Below are 20,356 nucleotides of genomic sequence, written 5' to 3'. Positions count from 1 at the left end.
GATTTTCCGTGCTTAGGTAGTGCTTTCAAGTGCGCCAACCTTGTTCTATCCCCTTTTTGCAGTTGTTATGAAACCAGCTTTTCTCCCCGGTCTTGCCCTGAGTCTGCTAACCGGTACGGCCACCCTGGCGCAACCCACAGCTCCCGGTTTGCCGGCCACGCCCCAGCGCCCCGTCACCGATACCTACTTCGGCAAGAAAGTGGTAGACAACTACCGCTGGCTGGAAAATACCAACGACCCTGAAGTGAAAGCCTGGTTTCAAACCCAGGCCGACTACACCAAGCGCACCCTCGACCAGCTGCCGGGCCGGGACAGCCTGATTAAAACCTTCGAGGCCTACGACAAGCTGCTGACCGTGCGCTACGGCCTGGTGAAAAAACGCGGCAACCGCTACTTCTACCGCAAAACCCTGCCCTCCGAAACCGTGGGCAAGCTGTACGTGCGCGAAGGCAAAACCGGCCCCGAAAAGCTGCTCTTCGACCCCACCGCCTACGACAAAACCAAAACCTACTCCATGACCGGCTACACGCCCAGCCCCGATGGGCAGCAGGTGGCCCTGGGCTTGCAGGAAGGCGGCGCCGAGCTGTCCACGTTGCGTATCCTGACCGTGGCCACCCGCGCGTTTCGGCCCGAAAGCATTCCGGCGGTATTTGGCGGCGAAATCGACTGGCTGCCCGACGGGAGCGGCTTCCTCTACACCCCCAACAACTCCACCGACCCCAAAGACCCCAAGGGCAACCTCGACACCAAAGCCCGCCTGCACCGCCTGGGCACGCCCGTCGCCGCCGACCGGGAATTGTGGTCGAGAATGAAAAACCCGAACATGGGCATCCGGCCCGACCAGTACCCCATCATGGCCTTCGCCAACGACCACACGCAGGTGTACGGGGTGCTTTCTTCGGTTGACCGGCGCATGGATGCCTGGCTGATGAGCCCCGCCGACCTCGCCAAGCCCACTATTGCTTGGAAGCGCCTGGCTGCGCCCACCGACAGCGTGTACAACTTTGCGAAGCTGGGCAGCAAACTGTATCTGCACAGCGTGAAAGGCGCGCCCAAAGGCCAGATTCTGGTGACGGACGCGGCCAGCCCCAACACCGCTAAGGCCACCGTGCTGCTGCCCGAAGGCCCCGGCAACATCACCCGCCTGCTCTCCACCAAAGACTACCTGTTTGTGGTGCTCAGCGACGGTATCAACGAGAAAGTGCGGCAGTACGACCCCCGCACCCAACAATGGGCCGACGTGCCCATGCCCGGCACCGGTACCGCCGGCCTGGAGCCCTATAACCCCACCACCAGCAACGACATCTTCACCTACGTATCCACCTGGAACCGGCCCGAAACCGTGTACGACTACACCCCCGAAAGCCGTAAAATGGTGGTCAGCGCCTTCGACATGCAAGCCCGCTACCCCGGCACCGACGACCTGGTGGTAGAAGAGCTGGAAGTGCCCGGCCACGACGGCGTGATGGTGCCGTTGTCGTTGGTGTATAAGAAGGGCCTGAAAAAGGATGGTAACGCCGTGTGCTTCATGACCGGCTATGCGGCCTACGGTGTGTCGGCCACGCCGTACTTCAGCCGTCGCATGCTGGCCCTGCTCAACCAAGGCGTAATTCTGGCTGAAACCCACCCACGCGGTGGCTCCGAGAAAGGCCAGGCCTGGTACCGGGCTGGCTACCAAACCACCAAACCCAACACCTGGAAGGATTTTATATCCTGCGGCGAATACCTGGTGAAGAACCGCTACACCAGCCCCCAGCACCTCATTGGCGAAGGTACCAGTGCCGGCGGCATCCTGATTGGCCGCGCCATCACCGAGCGGCCCGACCTGTTTGCCGCCGCCATCAGCAACGTAAGCTGCTCCAACGCCCTGCGCATGGAAAACTCGCCCAACGGCCCCGTGAATGCGCCCGAGTTTGGCACCGTCAAGGATTCGGTGCAGTGCATGGGCTTGTATGAGATGGACGCTTTTCAGCACGTCAAGCCCGGCACTAAATACCCTGCCGTGCTCTGCGTAGGCGGCATGAACGACCCGCGCGTGATTGTGTGGCAGCCCGGCAAATTTGCCGCCGCCCTGCAAGCGGCCAGCACTTCCGGCAAGCCCGTGCTCCTGCAAGTCAACTACGACAACGGCCACTTCACCGAAGACAAGAAAGTGACCTTCCGCAACTTCGCCAACATGTACGCCTTTGCCCTCTGGCAAGCCGGCCACCCCGCTTTTCAGCCCAAAAGTGTAGCTGCCGTGAAGTAGCAAGGGTGTTGCGCCAGACTATGCCTAAGCTCGAACCTCATGCTCGGGTTAGCGGAGCACGAGGTTCAGCCAGCTCGAATTTCTTGCTGCTCCTGGCCCGACAAACGGGAACATTTTCACCGGCTCGCAACGTTTTCTGGGGGATGTGCGTACATTCGCACCCCGCTATTCGTGGCGGGTTCGTTCTTTTACAACTGGGGCTGACCGGAATTGACAGCTTGTGCATGTCGCGAGTAAGCGTGTCGGGAGTTGGATGAATCTCCCGCTAAAAAATTGTCCAAACAACAACTGGCGAGTATAGCTACGCCATGGCTGCTTAGTCTAGGTACTAAGTAATTGCCATCGTCCCGCACCCGTAATCCTTCTCACGGGTGAGTTCGGGGCGTCGTAAGAGGTAGGATAGTCTGAGGGGCGCTGCGACGCTCAGGCGAAACTCAAGCAGATAAGGGGAATCCAAGGGCCTGATGTGCGCCTGGCTTCCCTCGAAAATTCAAGCATAGATACACACGTAGAAAGCTCGACGCCTTCCTTGTCTGGACCAGAGTTCGAATCTCTGCAGCTCCACTGAAAACCCCGCTTCCAGTCTGGAGGCGGGGTTTTTGTTTTTCGGGAGAGCAGTTTTCCTAATGGCTATAGATGGATAGCTCGCAGATAGTTAAAGATAAGAGTATGTGCATCAAGTGGCAGTTGGTGAGAAGTAGATTAGACATGAGCTGGTCCAGAGGTTAGAAACGTCTAGTAGCTTTGCATCCCCTGTAAGATCAATCAACTGAATATGCTGTCACAACAATCCTCATTATTAGCCTCTATTCCTGAGAAAAGGAAGGTATTCGATTTCAATTTAGAGGCGCTTCGTGGCGTAGCAGCTCTTTTAGTCGTTTGGCATCATATCGTATATGCTACCAACATACTGGACCCAGCCTTCACACCTACCGGTATCTGGGCATTCGACCCACCAGCCCATTTGTGTGTCTTGGTGTTTTTCGTGCTTTCAGGCTACGTAATAGGAATCTCACACACTGCACCACTTACAAAGGATACAATTCTTGGGTATCTTAAGAAAAGAGCGGTAAGGCTCTATCCTATATATGCCATAAGTATTGCGTTAACTGTTCTGCTTGCAGTAAATTATTATTCTGTCAAAACTATTGTGGGGCATTTTATAATGACCCATGTGCTGTTAGTTCCGGTAATGATGGAAAATGCGCCAGCGTGGTCGTTGCATTATGAAGTATTATATTATATCTTATTTATTTCTGTGTCATATTTTAGACTTAATCCTTTGCTGCTTGCAATTAGTAGCTTTGTTATTGGCTTTAGTAATGCGTATTTATATCCACGCGTTGGCGGCGTGCCGTTACTTAGTGCTTATGCCTTTGGCTTCACCTTCTGGCTAACAGGGCTAACGCTAGCCAAATACATGAAACGGCCAGCTGGAAGCACGTCTTGGAGTCTGATGCTGAGTTTACTATTGCTGCTTTTTTCCCTTGAGAAATTTAATATCTTCTCAACTATACTTAGCAAAGCCAGCATAAAGCTATTTGGATCAGAGCTTTTCTTCAAAAGCCCTGTGCCTTGGTATCAAGCTGCCGTTGCCTTTCAAGATTTCGCTTTCCTTCCGTTCTGCATAATAGTTATGGCAGTGTTTGCTAGCAAGGATTTTCGATATCTAAAGTATGTAACAGCTGTTGTTATTTTGGTGCCAATGTTAACTTTTTACTCGTTTTACAAGCATTACACCACACAAAACAATGCTGCTTTAGTTATTCCATGTATATGTTATATTTTATCAGTATTGGTGTATTTATTCAGAGAAAAATTAGATAATTTTTCTGGTAAAATCATAAATAGATTAATTGTAACGGGTGGTATTTCGTATGGCCTCTACATAATTCACTTTCCTGTATTCTATTTTTTCAATCAAATACAGGAGTTTTCAGGAAGCCTTTTAACATTCGTTATTCGGCTTTTTCTTTATTTGCTGATCGTAGTTGGGCTAGCCTATCTGCTGGAAAAGAAGCTCCAACCTTGGATTAAAAGAATGGTCTGAAATAAGCTTATTGCTTCGTTTGGCTTGTAGTACAGCCAGATAATCTGAAGCCAAAAAATAGCCCCGACACCGGAAACGGGTCGGGGCTATGGGCAAGCGCTGAGACAGGACTTATTTGCTCAGAATCAGGCGCTGCGTGACGGTTTTGCCGGCGCTGATGAAGCGGCAGGTGTAGAGCCCCGCCGTGAGGCCAGCACCGTTGAATGTCCGCTCGTACACTTGGCCTTGCTGGGCAATGCCTTCATAGAGCGTGGCCACCAATTGGCCCAACGAGTTGTATACCTGCACTTGCGCCAAGCCGGTTTGCGCCGCTTCAAAGCGGAAAGTGGCTTGCTCTTTGGCCGGGTTGGGGTACACCTGCAGCTTGTTTAATTCGGCTAGGCCGCTTGCGTTAGTAGCGGCTTTGGCTACGGCGCTGGTGCAGGTGGCATCACCCACTACTACCACGGTTACAGTCTGGGTCGACACGTTGCCGGAGTTGTCGGTCACCGTCAGAGTAACCGGATTCGGGCCCACGTTGGCGCAGGTAAATGTGCTGGGGCTAATGCGCAAGGAGGCAATGCCGCAATTGTCGGTGCTGCCGTAGTCCACGTCATTGGCCTCAATCGTACGGGTGCCGTTTTGGAGACTAACCTGGAAGCCAGCGGCCAAGATGCGCGGCGCTGTGTTGTCTACTACCAACACCGTTACGGTTTGCGCAGTAACGTTGCCCGCGTTGTCGCGCACGGTCAGCGTCACCTGGTTGGGGCCCACGTTGGCGCAGGTGAAGCGGGTTTTGTCGAGCGTCATGGAGGCCACGCCGCAGTTATCGGTGCTGCCGTAGTCTACATCGGCGGCCTCAATGGTGCGCGTGCCGTTGGCTTCCAGCGCCACAATAAAGCCTGCCGCCAATACGGTCGGGGCTTGGCGGTCTTGCACCGTTACGGTGAACGAGCCGGTAGTGGTGCCGCCGCAGCTGGTAGCCGTAACGGTTACCGGGGTAGTGCCCACCGGGAAAACGTAGGGCGAGGTGATGGGCGTGTTGCCGATGGTGTAGCTCACGGTTGGGGCCGGCGTACCGCTTACCGCAACCGCAAAAGGCACGCTGGCGCTGCACTGGTTGGCGTCGGCGGCTACGGTCAGGTTGGTGAGGGCGCCAAGTACCGGCCGCTCGCAAGGCGTGATAGAGAAGTTGGCGTTGGAAATATCGAAGAAGTAGTTGTCGGCCGCTTCCACCATAATGCGGGCCGTGGTGGTGGCTACGTTGGGCACCGTAACCGCAGCCGAGCCATCGTTGGGCGTGTTGGCGAGCAACAGCGTGGGGTAGGTCAGGCCGCCGTCGGTGGAGAGGCGGATATTAACGGTGGCGCAGTTTACGCCGTTGGCATCGGTGCCGGCTACGTCCCACGTAACGGGTTGGGAACTGCCGCCCGTCCAGCTCACCGCCGTGTTGGGCATCGATACCAGAAACGGCCCGGCGGCGCTGGTTGAGCTTAAGCTAACAATGGCGCTGCTATTAAGGCCACCTACTACACCTTGCGCACCGTTGTGTTCGTCGCGTAGCGTCACCCGGAAATTGAGCGGGCGCGTGACGGTAGGCAACCGCTCAACGTTCGTGCTGATGTTGGCAATGATGTCGGTCAGGCGCGGGAAGTAGCGCGTAGGGCTGGTAGTAGGGCTGAACGAGCGAAACAGCGGTATCGTCTGGCCTGATATCTGAGCCGCTACGAGGGTAGCGGCGGCACCCCGGTCGAACTGCTCCCAGTTGTAGGTCAGCGCGTCGCCATCAGCATCCGAACCCACGGCCGTTAGCTTGAAGGGCGTGTTGATGGGCAGCACTTTGCCGCTGGCGGGTAGCTCTACAGAGGGCGGCGTGTTGCCCGTAGCCGTGGTGGTGCCGCAAGTGGCGTTGCTGACAACCGTCTGAATTTCCTCGTAGCTCTCCACGTGGAAATACGGGTCGGAGTTGAGTTGTACGTTGTCGGCGGCGCAGATGCCGGCGTAGGCCATAATGGTGGTGCCGGAGCCAGGCTCGTAGGCGTGCAACGCCGAGCGGTTGCCGCCGGCGCAGCTGCCCAGCGGGCTATTGAACGTGTGGTTGCCGCCGAACTGATGACCCATTTCGTGGGCCACATAGTCGATGTAGAAGGCGTCGCCAATGGGCGAGGTAAGGCCGGTTACGCCCCGCGCCTTCAAGTTGTCACGGCATATCACGCCCAGGCTGGCTACCCCGCCGCCACCCGTGCTGAACACGTGCCCGATGTCGTAGTTGGCCGCCCCAATCAGGTTGGTCAGGTTGGTTTGGTTCTGGCCCAGCATAGTGCTGCCGCTGTTGTTGGTGTAGGGGTCAGTGGCAGCATCGGTGTATACCAGCTGGCTGTTGTTGGCAATCAGTACCAAGCGCACGGCCAGCTCTTTCTCGTACACGCCCACTACGCGGTTAACGGCCGTCACGATGGCGGCCTGGCCCGCGGCTACCGTGCCGCCGTGGAAAGCCGTGTACTCGCCGGTAGCGGCTACGGCCAACCGGAACGTGCGCAGCGTGGTGCCCGCCACGCGTTGGGCCGAGGTAGTGCTTCCGGCGTTGCGTTGGGCAGTGCTACTCTCATTCACGTCGCAGGTGAAGGGCTGCATCTGCATGTCGCGGTGGTAGAAGCTCAGGTAGTGCTGCTGGTCGGTGGTGCTCACCGGGTCGATGTACACCGCACCCTTGCCCGACAACACCTGCGCGTGGAAACCCCGCGGCGTCACGTCGAGCCGAACACTGGCCGTAGGGTCACTCACGCCCACGCCGCTGTAGGTTTTGATGCTGGGGAACTGGGCTGCCAGCCCCGGCTCCATCACCGGCGACTCCACCACCCGAAACTGCTCGGTAGTGCCATTAGGGAGCGGGAGCGAAAACAACAGCGGCGCCGCACCTGCCTGGTTTTCCAGAGGCGCAGCGGCTAGCGCCGCCCGCACGGCGGTAGGATCAAGGGTGAGGGGCCGGGCCTGGCGTAGCGCCGCCAACATCGGCGACTGGGATGCTGCCTGGCGGGCCGCCACATCCTCCTGGAATAGCACCGGGGCCGGGCGGAACTGAGCTTGCGTTTCGGTAGCGCCCAGCAGCGTGAATAGCAGGCCCATTGTGCCCGGCAGCAGCGCCGCTGCTCGGCCCTTCAGGGCTTTGGCACAAGTGGAAAATGGTGATAGGTACGTGTGTTTCATAGATGAAAAAGATAGGTTGGAAGGAAAGGATGTAAATCAGGTAAGTAGCTTGCTGCAAGCTCAACTGTTAGGCCAGTAGCTCCATTGGCGGCTTGAGAATAGAAACAATGTAAGTTTTATTTGGCCTTCTCGAAGAGGTTTCGAGGTATTATTTTATCTGCTGCTAAGCCGGCCTGGCTTCACCAAACCCAACGCACCAGCCAGGCCTAGTGCGAAGCCCACCGTTCCTACGGGTTCAACGTCTGCAACCACGGCAGCACATCGGCCATCATGGGGATGATGCTGGACTCGTGGGTGCCACCGGGAATGGGCGTGAAGGTGACGTTGGTGGCGCCGGCCGTCCGGAACCGGTCGAAGGTGCTTTGGGAGGTGCTGAAGAACACGCTGCCATCGGCGGTGCCGTGGTAGAGGCGGGTGGGGCTGGTGGGCACCCAGTTGAAGAAGCTGTTTTCCTGGAGGCGCTGCTTAAGCACCGGCTCGGCGCTGGGGTTGCTCAGGCTGGCGTAGAAGGTCGGCGTAAACAACGCAGCCGGGCTGGTAGTCAGGGCGGCGTCAATTTCGGCGCGGGTTTTGGTGCCGTTGAGCAGGGCAGGAAGGGCGGCGGCGTACGGGGCCTGGAAGAAGTCGGTGAGTGGGCGGTTCCAGCTGTAGGTGGTATTGTAGGCCTGCAAGAATAAGCCCAGGAAGGCCGGGGTGGCGTAGGTGGGGGTGGCGGCTACGCTGCTGAGCATGCCGGGGAGGTCGTAGCCGCCGGCACCGGCCGCGGCGGCAGTTACGGTCAGGCCGTGCTCGGGCGTGGTTTCAATGGCTTGCTGGGCGGCCATGGTGGCGTAGCCGCCCTCCGAGTACCCCACCAGAAACAGCCGCGGATTGAGGGCCACTTTCTTTTGCTGCAAGTAGTATTTAGCGGCTTTAATCATGTCCACCACGGTGCCGGCCGTAGAAGGCTTGTCGTAGAACGACTGCCGGATATTGCTGGACACACCCAGGCCGATGTAGTCGGGAATGAGCGTGACAAAACCGGCGCTGGCAAACAGCTCGAAGCCCGTAAATGTGGCCGGGAAGTTCGAGGGCGCATCAGCATATTTGAACATGGTGCCGTGCTGGGCGCTGAGCAGAGCCGGCGGCGCGGGCGTGTTGCGCGGCACGGCCAGCATCCCCGATACTTCCAGCAACTGCCCCTGGTAGGTGGTTTTGTACCGGAATCGGCGGAACGTAACGTCGTATTTCAGCTGCGCGGTGAAAGCGCCGAACCCTGCCAGCGTTGCCAACGCCTGCAACTGCGCTTTTGGTACTGTCGTGACGGAATCGGCCGAAACGAAGAGCTGCTCGCCGGTGGGCAGTTCGGGGCTAGGGTCGGGGTCGGGGGAGCTGTTGCAGCCGCCCAGGCACCAAACCGTGAAAAGCAGCAGAAGCCAGCGGGAAGAAAGGAGCGTTGTTTTCATAGCGGGTAGCAAGGAGCGGGAAGAGGCCAGCAACCACGGCAGCGGCTGGTTGCCGGTTGCGGCCGGAAGAAGGCCTCCTGCATCAGGGGGAAGACTGTGTGCAGGTACTTAAATCTCCGGTATTTTTCTGAAAAATCCTGCTATTACTATATTCTATTGCTTGACTTGCCGAGGCGGTTTAGGAGGTAGGGGCCAGGCTTGCCCCCGCCCGGCGTCGAACGGAATCGATGACACGGTGCTGGCGTAGGAGCTCGTTCAACCTGCACCCCGGCCCGGAAACCGCTCTAAAAAACAGCTGCCCTGCAAGAATATGGCCCAGCCTCATAAGCAGCAAAAAGCCCCGTCCTATTCAGAACGGGGCTTGCAACAGTTCATAGCTATGACCTACACCATTAGTGCACCGAGAAGCGGAAAGCGGCGGGCGTCAGGCCGGTTTTGCTTTTGAACAGGCGGCTGAAATACTGCGGGTACTCGAAGCCCAGCTGAAACGCCGTTTCGTTGATGGTGAGGGAAGTGCTCAGCAGCAAGCGTTTGGCTTTCTCAATCAGGGCGTGGTGGATGTGCTGCTGCGTGTTCTGGCCGGTGAGGGTGCGCAGCATGTCGCTCAGGTAAGCCGGCGACACGTGGAGGGCATCGGCAAAGTACTGCACCGTGGGCAACGGCTGTTCTTCCTGGCTGAAATACGCTGTTAGCAACTCCTCGAACCTACTGAGCAAGTCGTGCTCGGCTGAGCGCCGGGTCAGGAACTGCCGGTGATAAAAGCGGTTGGCATAGGTGAGCAGCAACTCCAGCTGCGAAATCAACACGTCCTCACTGAAGGCATCAATAGGCCGCTCGTATTCGCTCTCGATGTTCTGCATCAGGCCGTTCAGCACGGTTTCCTCTTTTTCCGACAAGTGCAGGGCTTCGTGCACCTCGTACGAGAAGAAACCGTAGCTGGCTATTTTCTTACCCAGCGGATACTTGCTCAGCAAATCGGGATGCAGGACCAGCAGCCAACCGCTCAGCTCCGAGGTGTCCAGCGTGGCATCGGCCGCAAAAACCTGGCCCGGCGCCAGAAAAAACAACACCCCGTCCTTGAAATCATACGACTGATGCCCGTAGTACAGCGGCCCATTCAGCCCTCGCTTCAGTGCCACCGTGTAGAATTGCTGCACTATGGGGGTCGTCACTGGCGTCAAGCCCTGGGCTAAGGCCGATTGGCGGGCCTCCGCTAGGTTGATGATGGTGAGCAGCGGATGCGCCGGGGCGGGCAACCCAAAAAACCGGGTGTAATCCGTCACGGTGCTCAACACGCGAATGTCTTTGGGGGCTTTTTTCATGGGTTGGGAGAGAGGATGCGGTGAGGCTGTTTTGCTACACAACACACTAGCCTTTATATTCTTGCAAATAAATTCTACGCGTACGCCGCGCCTGCGGCGCTGCCCACGGGCATGATGGCTTCCAACTCGGCTAGCTCGGTTGCACTCAGCACGAGGCTGGCCGCGGCTACGTTTTCTTCCAGATACTTGCGGCGCTTGGTGCCGGGAATGGCCACCACGCCCTGCGCCAACACCCAAGCCAGCGCCAGCTGCGAAGCCGACACGCCTTTGGCCGTGGCCAGGGCTTTCACTTTTTCCACCAAGGCCAGGTTTTTGGTGAAGTTCTCGCCTTGGTAGCGGGGTAGGTTGCGGCGAATGTCGGTGGCTTCAAAATCCTCGAACTTCGTAATCTCACCCGACAAAAAGCCCCGGCCCAGCGGTGAATAGCCCACGAAGCCAATGCCCATGTCGCGGGTGGCTTGCAGCACGCCGTCTTCCTCCACGCCCCGGTCGAAGAGCGAATACTCGGTTTGTAGGGCGGTGATGGGGTGCACCTGATGCGCCCGGCGAATGATGTCGGCTGACACTTCGGACAGGCCAATGTAGCGCACTTTGCCTTCTTCCACCAGCCGGCTCATGGCACCCACGGTATCTTCGATGGGCGTATTGGGGTCGAGGCGATGCAGGTAGTACAGGTCTACGTAATCGGTGCCCAAGTTGCGGAGGGAGCGGTGCAGGGCTTTGCGTACGTACTCCGGCTGGCCGTTGTAGCCCCAGGTTAACGTTTCGTTGTCGTCTATCTCGAAGCCAAATTTGGTGGCGATGGTGAACTGGTTGCGCCGGCCGGCAATGGCTTTGCCTACCAGCCGCTCATTCAGCAGCGGGCCGTAGAGGTCGGCCGTATCCAGCAGGTTCACGCCCAACTCTTGGGCCCGGTGAATGGTGGCAATGCTTTCCACTTCGTCGGCAGTGCCGTACACGTTCATGCCGGCCAGGGTGGTCATGCCCATGCAGCCCAGTCCTTCCACGGGTACTTCCAGGCCTTGGCTACCCAAGGCTACTCTTTTGAGGGTGCTCATATAAGGTTGCGTAAGAGAGTGTTGAAGATGAAAGCAGACTGCTTTCTGACACTACAAAGGTCCGGTGCCAAGGCCTGGCCGGAAGTATACAAACCACCGCTTCTGCAATACAAAACGTGGGTCTGGCCGCTTGCCGCCCCGCGCTTACTGCCAGCCCTGCACCGTTTTGCCCCCGAATATGGATTGGTTGATTTGGGGCGTGAAGATGCCATAGGGGAAGGGCTGCTCGGGCGCGCTGCCTTCGTTCAAAGTTTGTAACTGCTCGGGCGTGAGGCGTATTGCCAGGGCCGCCAGGTTATCGTGGAGTTGCGGGAGCTTACTGGCCCCAATGATGGGAGCCACCACGCCCGGCTGCGCCAGCACCCAGGCCAGGGCCACTTGGGCCATCGGGCGGTTGGCTTCGGCGGCTACCGTGCGCAACACCTCTACTATTTCCCAATTGCGCTTGGTGAAGAGCGTGTTGCCGAACGGGTTGGCCCCCATCAGGCGGCCTTCGCCGGTGGCGCCGGTTTCAGTTGGCTGATACTTGCCTGCCAGAAACCCCGCCGCCAACGGGCTCCAGGGCGTGATGCTGAGGCCACCTTCGCGGGCGGCGGGCCGGAATTCGTGTTCCAAGTTGCGCTCCACCAGTGAGTAGGCCATTTGCAGCGCAATGGGCCCCGGCACGCCGTGTACCTGCGCCAGCGTGGCCGCTTTGGTGGTGTACCAAGCCGGCATGTTGGAGAAGCCGAAGTAGCGGATTTTGCCGGCCCGTACTAAGTCGCCGAGGGTTTGCAGTACCTCTTCCACGGGCGTTACCATGTCCCAGGCATGCAGCCAGTACATGTCTACGTAATCGGTTTTCAGGCGGCGCAACGAGCCCTCCAGCGCCCGGTAGATGTTTTTGCGGCCGTTGCCGCCCGCGTTGGGGTTGCCGGGGTCGTTGTTCCAGGTGAACTTGGTGGCCAGCACCAGCTTGTCGCGCAGCTGCCGGTCGGCCACCAAGCCACCGACTATTTCCTCACTACGCCCGCCGGCATACACGTCGGCGGTGTCAATGAAATTGCCTTCCGCTGCTATGTAAGCGTCGAAAATGGCTTGGGATACGTCGTCGGGGGAGCCCCAGCGCTGGGTGCCGAAGGTCATGGTGCCCAGCGCGAGTGGGCTGACTACGAGGCCGGAGCGGCCGAGCGTACGAAAAGGAGAATGGCTCATGAATAGGAGGGAGGTACAGAGTGGATGATGGATACCTACAACAGGGTTGAGCTGCAAAGGTCCAAGTACACCTCCCATCCGGGCTATACAAATCCCGGTTTCTGCAACACAAAACGTAGGGTTGCAGCTACAGCAATAGGCTGGCGTTTACTGGCCGACGGGCACGGCCGGCTCCGCGGACCGAGGCCGAAAATCAGGGTTGAAGTTGAGCGTGAATTGCAGCGTGTGGTTGTGCTCGAACACGGTGCCGTTGCCCTGCTGCACCAATTGGTGCAGGTAGCCCGCTTCCAGGGAAGTGGCTTTGCTGACCTGGTACCCCAGTGCCAGATAAGCCCGGTTCTGGTCGAAGGTGTTGCGGGCCACGTTGCGGCCGAAGTTCACGAAGACCTCGTCGTAGGCGGCTACGTAGGGTGTGCGTGGCTGAAGCTGACCCGTTGGCCCCAGCGGCACCGTAAACCGCAGCTGGTAGCGGGTGCGGTTGAGGTAAGTGTAGTCTTCGGCCCCAGGGAAACGCAGCCAGCGCTGTTCCAGCCGGTAGCGGTGCGTGAATTGCACCCGGCCCAGCGCGTCGCGCAGCAACACCTGCTGGTAAAGGCGGTGCTCGGGAAACCGGCTGGCCACCGGATAGTCGCCGTAGGGGTAGGTGAGGGCGTAAGCGTAGCCGGCCGTGAGCATCAGGCGCGGACTCACGTAGTAGTTGCCGCCCACCCGCACGAAGTTCTGCTGCGAGCTGGCTCCCAACTCACTACGCCGCAATTGGGCCTCGGTGTGCACCCCCCAGCGCTCCGACAAACGGGCGTCGCTGAAGTACATCAGCCAGGCGTGCGCATTGTGGTCCTGCAAGCGGTGCGGCTCGGTTTGCGCCCAAGCTTTGGGGGCAGCTAGAATCAGGAATCCGGCAAGGAAAACAGCGTGAAGCTTAGTAAAAAACATGCGGTAACTAAGGCGGGTAACTACCCAATGTTACGCGAATGTTACCAGGCCGGTTCCTCTTAAGCTGCCTCTCTGGCCACCTGCGGGTTACTGCTGGCCGGCTTCAAAACGCTTCTTGGTGAGCTTGGTGGGCGTATGTTCCATCGGTTTGTCGGGCCAGGGGTGCTTGGGGTAGCGGCCTTTCAAGTCCTTGCGCACCTCGAAATAACCTTTCTCCCAGAAGCTGCGCAAATCACGCGTAACCTGCGCCGGCCGGCCGCCGGGGGAAAGCAAATGTAGTAGCAATGGTACTCGGCCCGCTGCCACCGTGGGCGTTTCCGTCAGCCCAAACAGCTCCTGCAATTTCACGGCCAGCACCGGCACGGCGGGGTCGGCGTAGTCCAGCGCCACGCGGGAGCCGCTGGGCACTTCCAGGTGCGAGGGGGCCAGACGGTCCAGCTCCTGCCGCTGGCCCCAGCCGCCGGGCAGCCGTTGCAGCAGCAGCTCGTTCCAATCCAGCCGGCTCACTTCGTTCAGGCTCTTTAACCCAATTAGCTGCGGGCCCATCCAGTCGTCCAGTTCCGCCGCCAGCGCCTCATCCGATACATCGGGCCAGGTATCGGGGGAATGGTGATGCAGAAACGCCAGCCGCTGCCGCAACGCCGTAGCAGCTTCGCTCCACGGCAGGCGTGCAATACCGGCGGTGCGTAAGGCTTCCAGCAGGGCCTGGGCAATCAGCTCGGGGTCGGGTTGGGTGAGTTGAGTGTCGGACAGTACCAGGGCTCCCAGGCGGCGGAGGCGGCGGGCCAGCACCCGGCCGGTGGCGGCATCCCAGCGCACCTCGTCGCGGTTCTCTATCTGGTCGGCGAATAGCTGCTCTAGCTCGGTGCGGCTTACCGGGGCGGCCAGCGCGGCGCGCAACTGGTGCGGCGGGCCTTCCAGGTAGGCTACGGCTAGAAATTGGTCGTCGCGCCCGAAGAACTCGGCGGGTAGCTGCACGCGTTGCCCGGTGGCGAGGCGTACCCGGTCGGCGGTTTCACGCTGGGCAATTCGGTCGGGGTAGGCCAGGGCCGTTAGTAGGCCGGCCGCGTCGGCATCGGTGGAGGTGGCCGCGTCGCGGATGCCGGCGCGTTGGCGCAGGTTGCGGGCGGCGTCCCGTACGCGGTGCAGGGTGTTATGCTGCACCAGCAAGCCCGGCAGCGCCGGCCGGCCGTGCGCAATGGTTTCAAACCGCAGCCGCAAATCGGGCGGGGTAAGCTGGGCATCGGCAGAGCGCAGCACGTCGCGCTCCGACAGCAGAGCCGCCAGGGCCGCCGCGGCCGGACCGTGCCCCAGCTCATGCCCGCGCACCACCAAATGCCCCAGCCGCGGCGCCAGTCCCAGCCGCGCCAGCGCCCGGCCGTGGGGGGTGGGGGTGAGGGGCTTAGGGGCTTGGGGGCTTAGGGACTTGGCTTTTTGTTGGGTTTGCTCAGGGGAGCTGCCGGCTTTTGCAGTGCTGTTATCGGCTGGATTTGGTTGCTCTGGCGCGTCCGGTCCAAGCTCCCAAGCCCCTAAGCCCCCAAGCCCCTCCACGGCTTCCAACCGGCGTAACAGGTCGTTGGCGAGGGCCAGGGCGGGGGTGGGTGGCGTGTCGAGCCAGCGCAGACCGGCGGGGGTAGCACCCCACAAGGCCAGTTCTAGGGCCAGGCCGCTAAGGTCGGCGGTGAGGATTTCGGGCGGAAGATGGGCGGGTAGGGCGTCGTGCTCGGCGGTGGTCCAGAGGCGGTAGCAGGTGCCGGGCCCGAGGCGGCCGGCGCGGCCCCGGCGCTGGTCGGCGGCGGCCTGGCTGACGGGCACGGTTTCGAGGGTGGTGAAGCCGGTACGGGCCTGGAAGCGCGGTACGCGGGCAAAGCCGCCATCCACTACCACCTGCACGCCCTCAATGGTGAGACTGGTTTCGGCAATGGCGGTGCTGAGCACGACTTTGCGCTGCCCGGCCGGGGCGGGGCGCAGGGCCGCGTCTTGCTGTTCCAGCGGCAACTCGCCGTGCAGCAGGTGCAGGCGGGTGGTTTCGGGCAGGGCTGGTTCCAGCTTATCGGCCACGCGGCGCAGGTCGGCGAGGCCCGGCAGAAACACCAGAATGTCGCCTTCGGGGTGGGTGCGCAGGGCTTCGCGTACGGCAGTTGGCACCAGCGTAGCCAGCCGCTCGTTGGGCCGCGTGCCACCCGTGGCGGCCTGGCGCGGGCTGAGGTAGTGCGTCTCGACCGGGAACAGAAACCCGGCGCTAGTCACCACCGGCGCATCCAGCCACGCGCCCAGCCGCTCGGCTTCCAGCGTGGCGCTCATCACCAGAATCCGCAATTCGGGCCGCAATACGGCTTGTACATCCAAGGTGAGAGCCAGCCCGAGGTCGGCCCGCAAGCTCCGTTCGTGAAACTCGTCGAATACCACCGCCGCCACGCCTTCCAGCGCCGGGTCGTCCTGAATCAGGCGGGTCAGGATGCCTTCGGTAATCACCTCAATACGCGTGCGGGCCGATACTTTGCTTTCCAGCCGCACCCGGTAGCCGACGGTTTCGCCCACGGTTTCGCCGAGTAGCTTGGCCAGGCGGTTGGCGGCGGCGCGGGCAGCCAGTTGCCGGGGTTCGAGCACCAGAATCTTGCCGCCTTCCCGCCACGCGGTTTCCAGCAACGCCAGCGGCACCACCGTGGTTTTACCCGCGCCCGGCGGGGCCTGCAATACCACCCGCTTATGCGCTGCCAAGGCTTGCAGCAGGTCGGGTAAGGCGGCGGTTATCGGGAGGTTGGGGAATTGCATGGACTGTTCGGTATCGGTTCCCGCAGAGGGCGCAGAGGTTGGCGCAGAAGTCGCAGAACGTTCTGCGACTTCTGCGCCAACCTCTGCGTCCTCTGCGGGCTAAAAACGGGTGCTAATAGATAGCCACGGTGGGGTCAACCCGGACGCTCCAAGCGTGGATGCCACCGCGCAGGTTCAGCAGGTTGGTTTTGTCGTGGCGGTGCTGGAGGTAGGCCAGGGCCTGCATAGACCGCACGCCATGGTGGCAAATCAGCACGATGGGGCGGTTTTCATCCAGCTCTTCTACGTGGCGCGGCAACTCGCCCAGCGGAATCAGCTGGCTGCCTTCGATGCGGCAATACTCGTATTCCTCGGGCTGCCGCACGTCAATGAGCTGGATGTCTTCGCCGCTCGTGAGGCGGGCGTGGAGTTCTTCGGGCGTAAGTTCGGGCAGCATAGGGCGGAAGCAGCAAAGGCAAAACGCAAAATTAGTCGGTGGCTCGTTAGCTTTGGCCTCGGTTCGGAAGCAGCCCACTGGGCGGCCCAAGCGTACTTCTATCCTCTAAGCTCTGCGTTTTGCTGCATTCGTTGTACGAGTTCCTGACGGCCGCCGTCGGCAATAGTCCGCTGGAATGGGTGGCGGTGCTCACCGGCTTTGCCTGCGTGTGGCTGGCGGCCCGCGAGTCGCTCTGGAATTTCCCCATTGCCATCTTCAGCTGCGCGCTCTACATTGTGGTGTACCGCCGCTCGGGGCTGTATTCCGATTCGCTGCTGCAAGTGATGTTCATTGCTTTGAGCGTGTACGGCTGGTACGAGTGGCTGTACGGCGGGCGCAACAAAACCGAGCTGCCGGTGTCCCGGACGCGGCCGTGGGAGTGGGCGGTTAGCGTGGGCTTCATCGTGGCGTTTACTACCGGGTTCGGCTATTACCTGGCGCACAATACCGATGCCACCGTGCCGTACTGGGACAGTTTTACCACCGCCAGTAGCTTGGCCGCGCAGTACCTGCTGATGCGCAAACGCCTGGAAAACTGGTGGCTCTGGATTATGGTTGACATCATTTACGTGCCCGTGCTTTGGTACAAGCAGCTATATCCCACCAGTGCCCTCTACGCCCTGTATTTGGGTTTGGCCACCTACGGCTACATCCAATGGCGCCGGCAATTGTATAAAGAATTAAAAATTAAAAATTAAAAATGTGCAATTATGTAACCCGGCGAAAACCAGTCGACGTTCCAATTCTTAATTCTTAATTCTTAATTCTTAATTCTTAATTCTTAATTCTTAATTCTTAATTCTTAATTCCAGCTAATGCTCCGCGTTGCCATTACCGGCCCCGAATCGACGGGCAAAACCACGCTCAGCCGGCAGCTGGCGGCGCACTACCACGCCAGCTGGGTGCCGGAATATGCCCGCGCGTATCTGGAAGAAAACGGGGCCGACTATACCCTTGCCGATTTAGAAGCCATTGCCCGCGGCCAGCTTGCCGCCGAAACCCAGGCCGCCGCCGAAGCCCAGGCGCGAGGCCACACCCTATTGTTTGCCGATACCGATTTGCTGGTGATAAAAGTGTGGGCCGAGCACGCCTTCGGCCACTGCCCCGCCTGGATTCTGGCGCGCCTCCAGCAGCAGCGCTACGACCTGGTGCTACTGCCCAACATCGACCTGCCTTGGGAGCCTGACCCGTTGCGCGAGCATCCGCACCTGCGGCAGCACTTCTTCGGGGTGTACCACCAGGCGCTGCAAGACCTGCAAGCGAATTTCGCCGTAATCAGTGATACCGCCGAAGCACGGTTCAAACAGGCGCGGCTACTGGTAGATGCGTTGCTGGCAACGGAGAAGCCGCACTCCGTTATATAACAGCCGTTCGATTCGTACTGCCTTTCGCCTGACTCACAGCATATTTAACTTATTGCGCTTTATGACCACCTACACCCTCGAAAACGACCAGTGCCGCGCCACCATAAATGCCCACGGCGCCGAACTGAGCAGCTTTATCCGCAAAGACCTCGATAACCTGGAGTACATCTGGGAGGCCGACCCGGCGGTGTGGGGCCGCCACGCGCCAGTGCTGTTCCCAATAGTCGGGCGCCTGCCGAACGACACCTACACCTACCAGGGCCAGCAATACCGCCTCACCCAGCACGGCTTCGCACGTGACCAGGAGTTTGCGCTGGTCCGCCAGACGCCAGCCGAGCTGGTGCTGGAGCTGCGCGCCAACGAAGCTACCCGCGCCCTGTTTCCCTTCGAGTTCAGTTTGCTAATCAGCTACCGGCTGGCGGGGCCTATGCTGACTATCGGGTGGGAGGTGATGAACGTGGGTACCGGCGAGCTGCTGTTTGGCATTGGCGCGCACCCGGCGTTTCGCTGCCCATTGCAAGCGGGCGAAACATTTGAGGACTACGACTTTGTGTTCGACCACCCGGTTACGTTTGAGCGGTACTTGCTGGAAGGCGGCTTGCTCAACGGCCAAACCGAGTCCGTACTGACCGACAAAACCACGCTACCGTTGCGCTACGAGCTATTCGAGCAGGATGCCTTGGTGCTGAAGCATTTCGATTTCACCCACGTAACGTTGCGCAGCCGCCGTTCGGGCCGCGGGGTGCGAGTGCGCTTCGATGGGTTTCCCTACCTCGGCCTCTGGACCAAAGGCCCCAGCGCCCAATTCGTGTGCATCGAGCCGTGGCAGGGCATTGCCAGCTCCGTGGGCGACTCCGGCGAGCTAACCGATAAGGAAGGCATACTGAGCTTGCAGCCCGGCCAGGAATTCGCCGTTTCCTACAGCATCACGCTGGAATAGCCGTGGCCGCGCCGCCTGTTATCTGGGCCATTGCTCCCTACCACACCTACGCCCTGCGCCACCAGGTGCTTTGGCCCGATAAGCCACTGGACTACGTGAAGCTGGAAAATGATGCCGACGGCTACCACTACGGCGCTTTCCAGGACGACCGGCTGGTGGCAGTCATTTCGTTGTTCGTGGAAGGCGAAGAAGCTCGTTTCCGCAAGTTTGCCACCGACCCCGCTTACCAGCGCCAGGGCATCGGCAGCGCCTTGCTGCACCACGTACTAGCCGAAGCCCGCCGCCTGGGTGCCACCCACATCTGGTGCGACGCCCGCCAGGACAGCGCCCCTTTCTACGCCCGTTTCGGCTTGCTGCCCGAAGGCCCGGAGTTCTTCAAAGGCCCCGTAGCCTACGTGCGCATGGGCCGCGAATTACAGCCAGAGCTAGAAGTCTAGTTCCCCTCCTCAGATGAGGAGGGGTTAGGGGTGGTTGACCTACCGTTGAACGATACTAGTTCTAGTTTCTAACTCTAGTATTTCAACCACCCCTAACCCCTCCTCATCTGAGGAGGGGAACTAGACTTCTAGCCTATATAGACTAAGCTTCAGATTTAAACTGCAACGGCCCTCCCGGATGCTGCTTCCTGTTGTATCAGCCACGGTGTACAACGGGAAACAGCGCCGGGAGGGCCGTTTTATAAGAAGGCGGAGAAGATGCCTTTTACGTGAGGTGCGGGGCGGTGGGGCGCACCGGGCGCCGGGGGCGGCGGTTGTAGTCAGGCTCCCAGTCGTTGATGGGGCGCGTGATGCCAGGCGGCAGGTCAAGGTCGGGTAGGCCGTCGTCGAGTGGTTCGCCACCATCGTCGTCGTTGTCGGGCTGGGGCGGATTGGGGAAGCGCCGCCGCGGAATCAGCAGGAAATAGACGGTAATGGCAAGAACAACGAGCAGGTACACAAGGGGAGTCATGGCCGAGGGGAACTGGAAAGACATGCGAGCAGACGAGCGATGAGCGTGGAATAAATAACGGAGCCGGGCCAGTTGATGTTTTCGTTGAGGCCAGGGTTTTTGCGAGTGGAAAGCTTTTCTAAGGTAATTGATTATCAACCGAAAGTAAAGTAGCGGCGGCTTTTGTTGTTGCAGCGGCCACTGCAAGCAAAAGGAGCGGGAATCCTCCTAATTTATCCCGGATTGTTCCTCGCTGACAGAAACAACAGACAAAAGCGCCTACCTTTGCTGCCAGAAGTTTAGGGGTGCCCCACGCCACGCAGGCCAAGGCTGAGATCATACCCATTGAACCTGATCCGGGTAATGCCGGCGAAGGGAACAGACGATCCGCGAACGATACAACCGATGCGCCGACCCCTGGCGCGGGTCCGTTCCACTT

At 59.7% G+C, this 20,356-nt stretch carries 15 protein-coding genes, 1 other RNA gene and 1 riboswitch; of the genes, 7 read left to right on the top strand and 9 right to left on the bottom strand.

Annotated features, from left to right (window positions below):
* The first annotated feature begins 67 nt into the window (after positions 1–67).
* The 3 genes from J0X19_RS06630 to J0X19_RS06620 all read left to right on the top strand — a co-directional run bounded on the left by J0X19_RS06630 (position 68) and on the right by J0X19_RS06620 (position 4,298).
* The gene (locus J0X19_RS06630) at positions 68–2,248 is read left to right on the top strand and encodes a prolyl oligopeptidase family serine peptidase (RefSeq protein ID WP_206982914.1); all 2,181 of its coding nucleotides are present in this window, start codon (positions 68–70) and stop codon (positions 2,246–2,248) included.
* Between the two features lie 196 nt (positions 2,249–2,444).
* Positions 2,445–2,815, top strand: a transfer-messenger RNA (tmRNA) gene (ssrA, locus tag J0X19_RS06625).
* A 208-nt stretch (positions 2,816–3,023) separates the two neighbouring features.
* Positions 3,024–4,298 carry an acyltransferase family protein gene (locus J0X19_RS06620; protein ID WP_206982912.1) on the top strand — a complete coding sequence of 425 codons (1,275 nt, stop codon included), beginning with the start codon at positions 3,024–3,026 and terminating at the stop codon, positions 4,296–4,298.
* Positions 4,299–4,409: 111 nt separating this feature from the next.
* Here the strand turns inward: J0X19_RS06620 and J0X19_RS06615 are convergent, their stop codons facing one another.
* From J0X19_RS06615 to J0X19_RS06580, 8 genes are all read right to left on the bottom strand, one after another.
* Positions 4,410–7,484, bottom strand: a complete 3,075-nt coding sequence (locus J0X19_RS06615; RefSeq protein ID WP_206982910.1) for a reprolysin-like metallopeptidase — start codon at positions 7,482–7,484, stop codon at positions 4,410–4,412.
* Positions 7,485–7,711: 227 nt separating this feature from the next.
* Complete coding sequence (locus J0X19_RS06610) at positions 7,712–8,929, bottom strand: alpha/beta hydrolase (RefSeq protein ID WP_206982899.1); 1,218 nt, start codon at positions 8,927–8,929, stop codon at positions 7,712–7,714.
* A 392-nt stretch (positions 8,930–9,321) separates the two neighbouring features.
* The gene (locus J0X19_RS06605) at positions 9,322–10,251 is read right to left on the bottom strand and encodes a helix-turn-helix domain-containing protein (RefSeq protein WP_206982898.1); all 930 of its coding nucleotides are present in this window, start codon (positions 10,249–10,251) and stop codon (positions 9,322–9,324) included.
* A gap of 74 nt (positions 10,252–10,325) precedes the next feature.
* Complete coding sequence (locus J0X19_RS06600; protein WP_206982895.1) at positions 10,326–11,309, bottom strand: aldo/keto reductase; 984 nt, start codon at positions 11,307–11,309, stop codon at positions 10,326–10,328.
* 144 nt (positions 11,310–11,453) lie between these two features.
* On the bottom strand, positions 11,454–12,503 hold the full coding sequence (locus J0X19_RS06595) for an aldo/keto reductase (protein ID WP_206982893.1): 1,050 nt from the start codon (positions 12,501–12,503) through the stop codon (positions 11,454–11,456).
* 147 nt (positions 12,504–12,650) lie between these two features.
* On the bottom strand, positions 12,651–13,436 hold the full coding sequence (locus tag J0X19_RS06590) for a DUF2490 domain-containing protein (RefSeq protein WP_206982891.1): 786 nt from the start codon (positions 13,434–13,436) through the stop codon (positions 12,651–12,653).
* 87 nt (positions 13,437–13,523) lie between these two features.
* A complete protein-coding gene (gene hrpB / locus J0X19_RS24750) occupies positions 13,524–16,211 on the bottom strand; it encodes an ATP-dependent helicase HrpB (protein ID WP_242582177.1) in 2,688 nt (895 codons plus the stop codon).
* A 112-nt stretch (positions 16,212–16,323) separates the two neighbouring features.
* Positions 16,324–16,647, bottom strand: coding sequence for a rhodanese-like domain-containing protein (locus J0X19_RS06580; protein ID WP_206982888.1), 324 nt, complete (start codon positions 16,645–16,647; stop codon positions 16,324–16,326).
* 119 nt (positions 16,648–16,766) lie between these two features.
* Here J0X19_RS06580 and pnuC point away from each other — a divergent pair, with 119 nt between their 5' ends.
* The 4 genes from pnuC (at position 16,767) to J0X19_RS06560 (ending at position 19,427) form a co-directional block, all read left to right on the top strand.
* Positions 16,767–17,384: a nicotinamide riboside transporter PnuC gene (gene pnuC, locus J0X19_RS06575; RefSeq protein WP_206982886.1), complete on the top strand. Its 618-nt coding sequence runs from the start codon at positions 16,767–16,769 to the stop codon at positions 17,382–17,384.
* A gap of 117 nt (positions 17,385–17,501) precedes the next feature.
* On the top strand, positions 17,502–18,050 hold the full coding sequence (locus tag J0X19_RS06570; RefSeq protein ID WP_206982884.1) for an AAA family ATPase: 549 nt from the start codon (positions 17,502–17,504) through the stop codon (positions 18,048–18,050).
* 61 nt (positions 18,051–18,111) lie between these two features.
* On the top strand, positions 18,112–18,990 hold the full coding sequence (locus J0X19_RS06565) for an aldose 1-epimerase family protein (RefSeq protein WP_206982882.1): 879 nt from the start codon (positions 18,112–18,114) through the stop codon (positions 18,988–18,990).
* 2 nt (positions 18,991–18,992) lie between these two features.
* Positions 18,993–19,427 carry a GNAT family N-acetyltransferase gene (locus J0X19_RS06560; RefSeq protein WP_206982880.1) on the top strand — a complete coding sequence of 145 codons (435 nt, stop codon included), beginning with the start codon at positions 18,993–18,995 and terminating at the stop codon, positions 19,425–19,427.
* Between the two features lie 265 nt (positions 19,428–19,692).
* On the opposite strand, the gene J0X19_RS06555 is transcribed toward J0X19_RS06560, so the two are convergent.
* Positions 19,693–19,962: a hypothetical protein gene (locus J0X19_RS06555; protein WP_242582174.1), complete on the bottom strand. Its 270-nt coding sequence runs from the start codon at positions 19,960–19,962 to the stop codon at positions 19,693–19,695.
* 246 nt (positions 19,963–20,208) lie between these two features.
* Positions 20,209–20,312: riboswitch (TPP riboswitch) on the top strand.
* The last annotated feature ends 44 nt before the right edge of the window (positions 20,313–20,356 follow it).

Source organism: Hymenobacter telluris, from assembly GCF_017313265.1.
GTDB lineage: Bacteria > Bacteroidota > Bacteroidia > Cytophagales > Hymenobacteraceae > Hymenobacter > Hymenobacter telluris.
The sequence above is the reverse complement of the archived record's forward strand: the minus strand, read 5'-3'. Positions and strand labels throughout refer to the sequence as shown.

Coding starts and splice junctions, on each gene's coding strand:
- hrpB (WP_242582177.1), bottom strand. CDS start 16,211: ATGCAATTCCCCAACCTCCCGATAACCGCCGCCTTACCCGACCTGCTG.
- J0X19_RS06570 (WP_206982884.1), top strand. CDS start 17,502: ATGCTCCGCGTTGCCATTACCGGCCCCGAATCGACGGGCAAAACCACG.
- J0X19_RS06565 (WP_206982882.1), top strand. CDS start 18,112: ATGACCACCTACACCCTCGAAAACGACCAGTGCCGCGCCACCATAAAT.
- J0X19_RS06555 (WP_242582174.1), bottom strand. CDS start 19,962: ATGTCTTTCCAGTTCCCCTCGGCCATGACTCCCCTTGTGTACCTGCTC.
- J0X19_RS06605 (WP_206982898.1), bottom strand. CDS start 10,251: ATGAAAAAAGCCCCCAAAGACATTCGCGTGTTGAGCACCGTGACGGAT.
- J0X19_RS06600 (WP_206982895.1), bottom strand. CDS start 11,309: ATGAGCACCCTCAAAAGAGTAGCCTTGGGTAGCCAAGGCCTGGAAGTA.
- J0X19_RS06620 (WP_206982912.1), top strand. CDS start 3,024: ATGCTGTCACAACAATCCTCATTATTAGCCTCTATTCCTGAGAAAAGG.
- J0X19_RS06630 (WP_206982914.1), top strand. CDS start 68: ATGAAACCAGCTTTTCTCCCCGGTCTTGCCCTGAGTCTGCTAACCGGT.
- J0X19_RS06580 (WP_206982888.1), bottom strand. CDS start 16,647: ATGCTGCCCGAACTTACGCCCGAAGAACTCCACGCCCGCCTCACGAGC.
- J0X19_RS06590 (WP_206982891.1), bottom strand. CDS start 13,436: ATGTTTTTTACTAAGCTTCACGCTGTTTTCCTTGCCGGATTCCTGATT.
- J0X19_RS06595 (WP_206982893.1), bottom strand. CDS start 12,503: ATGAGCCATTCTCCTTTTCGTACGCTCGGCCGCTCCGGCCTCGTAGTC.
- J0X19_RS06610 (WP_206982899.1), bottom strand. CDS start 8,929: ATGAAAACAACGCTCCTTTCTTCCCGCTGGCTTCTGCTGCTTTTCACG.
- J0X19_RS06615 (WP_206982910.1), bottom strand. CDS start 7,484: ATGAAACACACGTACCTATCACCATTTTCCACTTGTGCCAAAGCCCTG.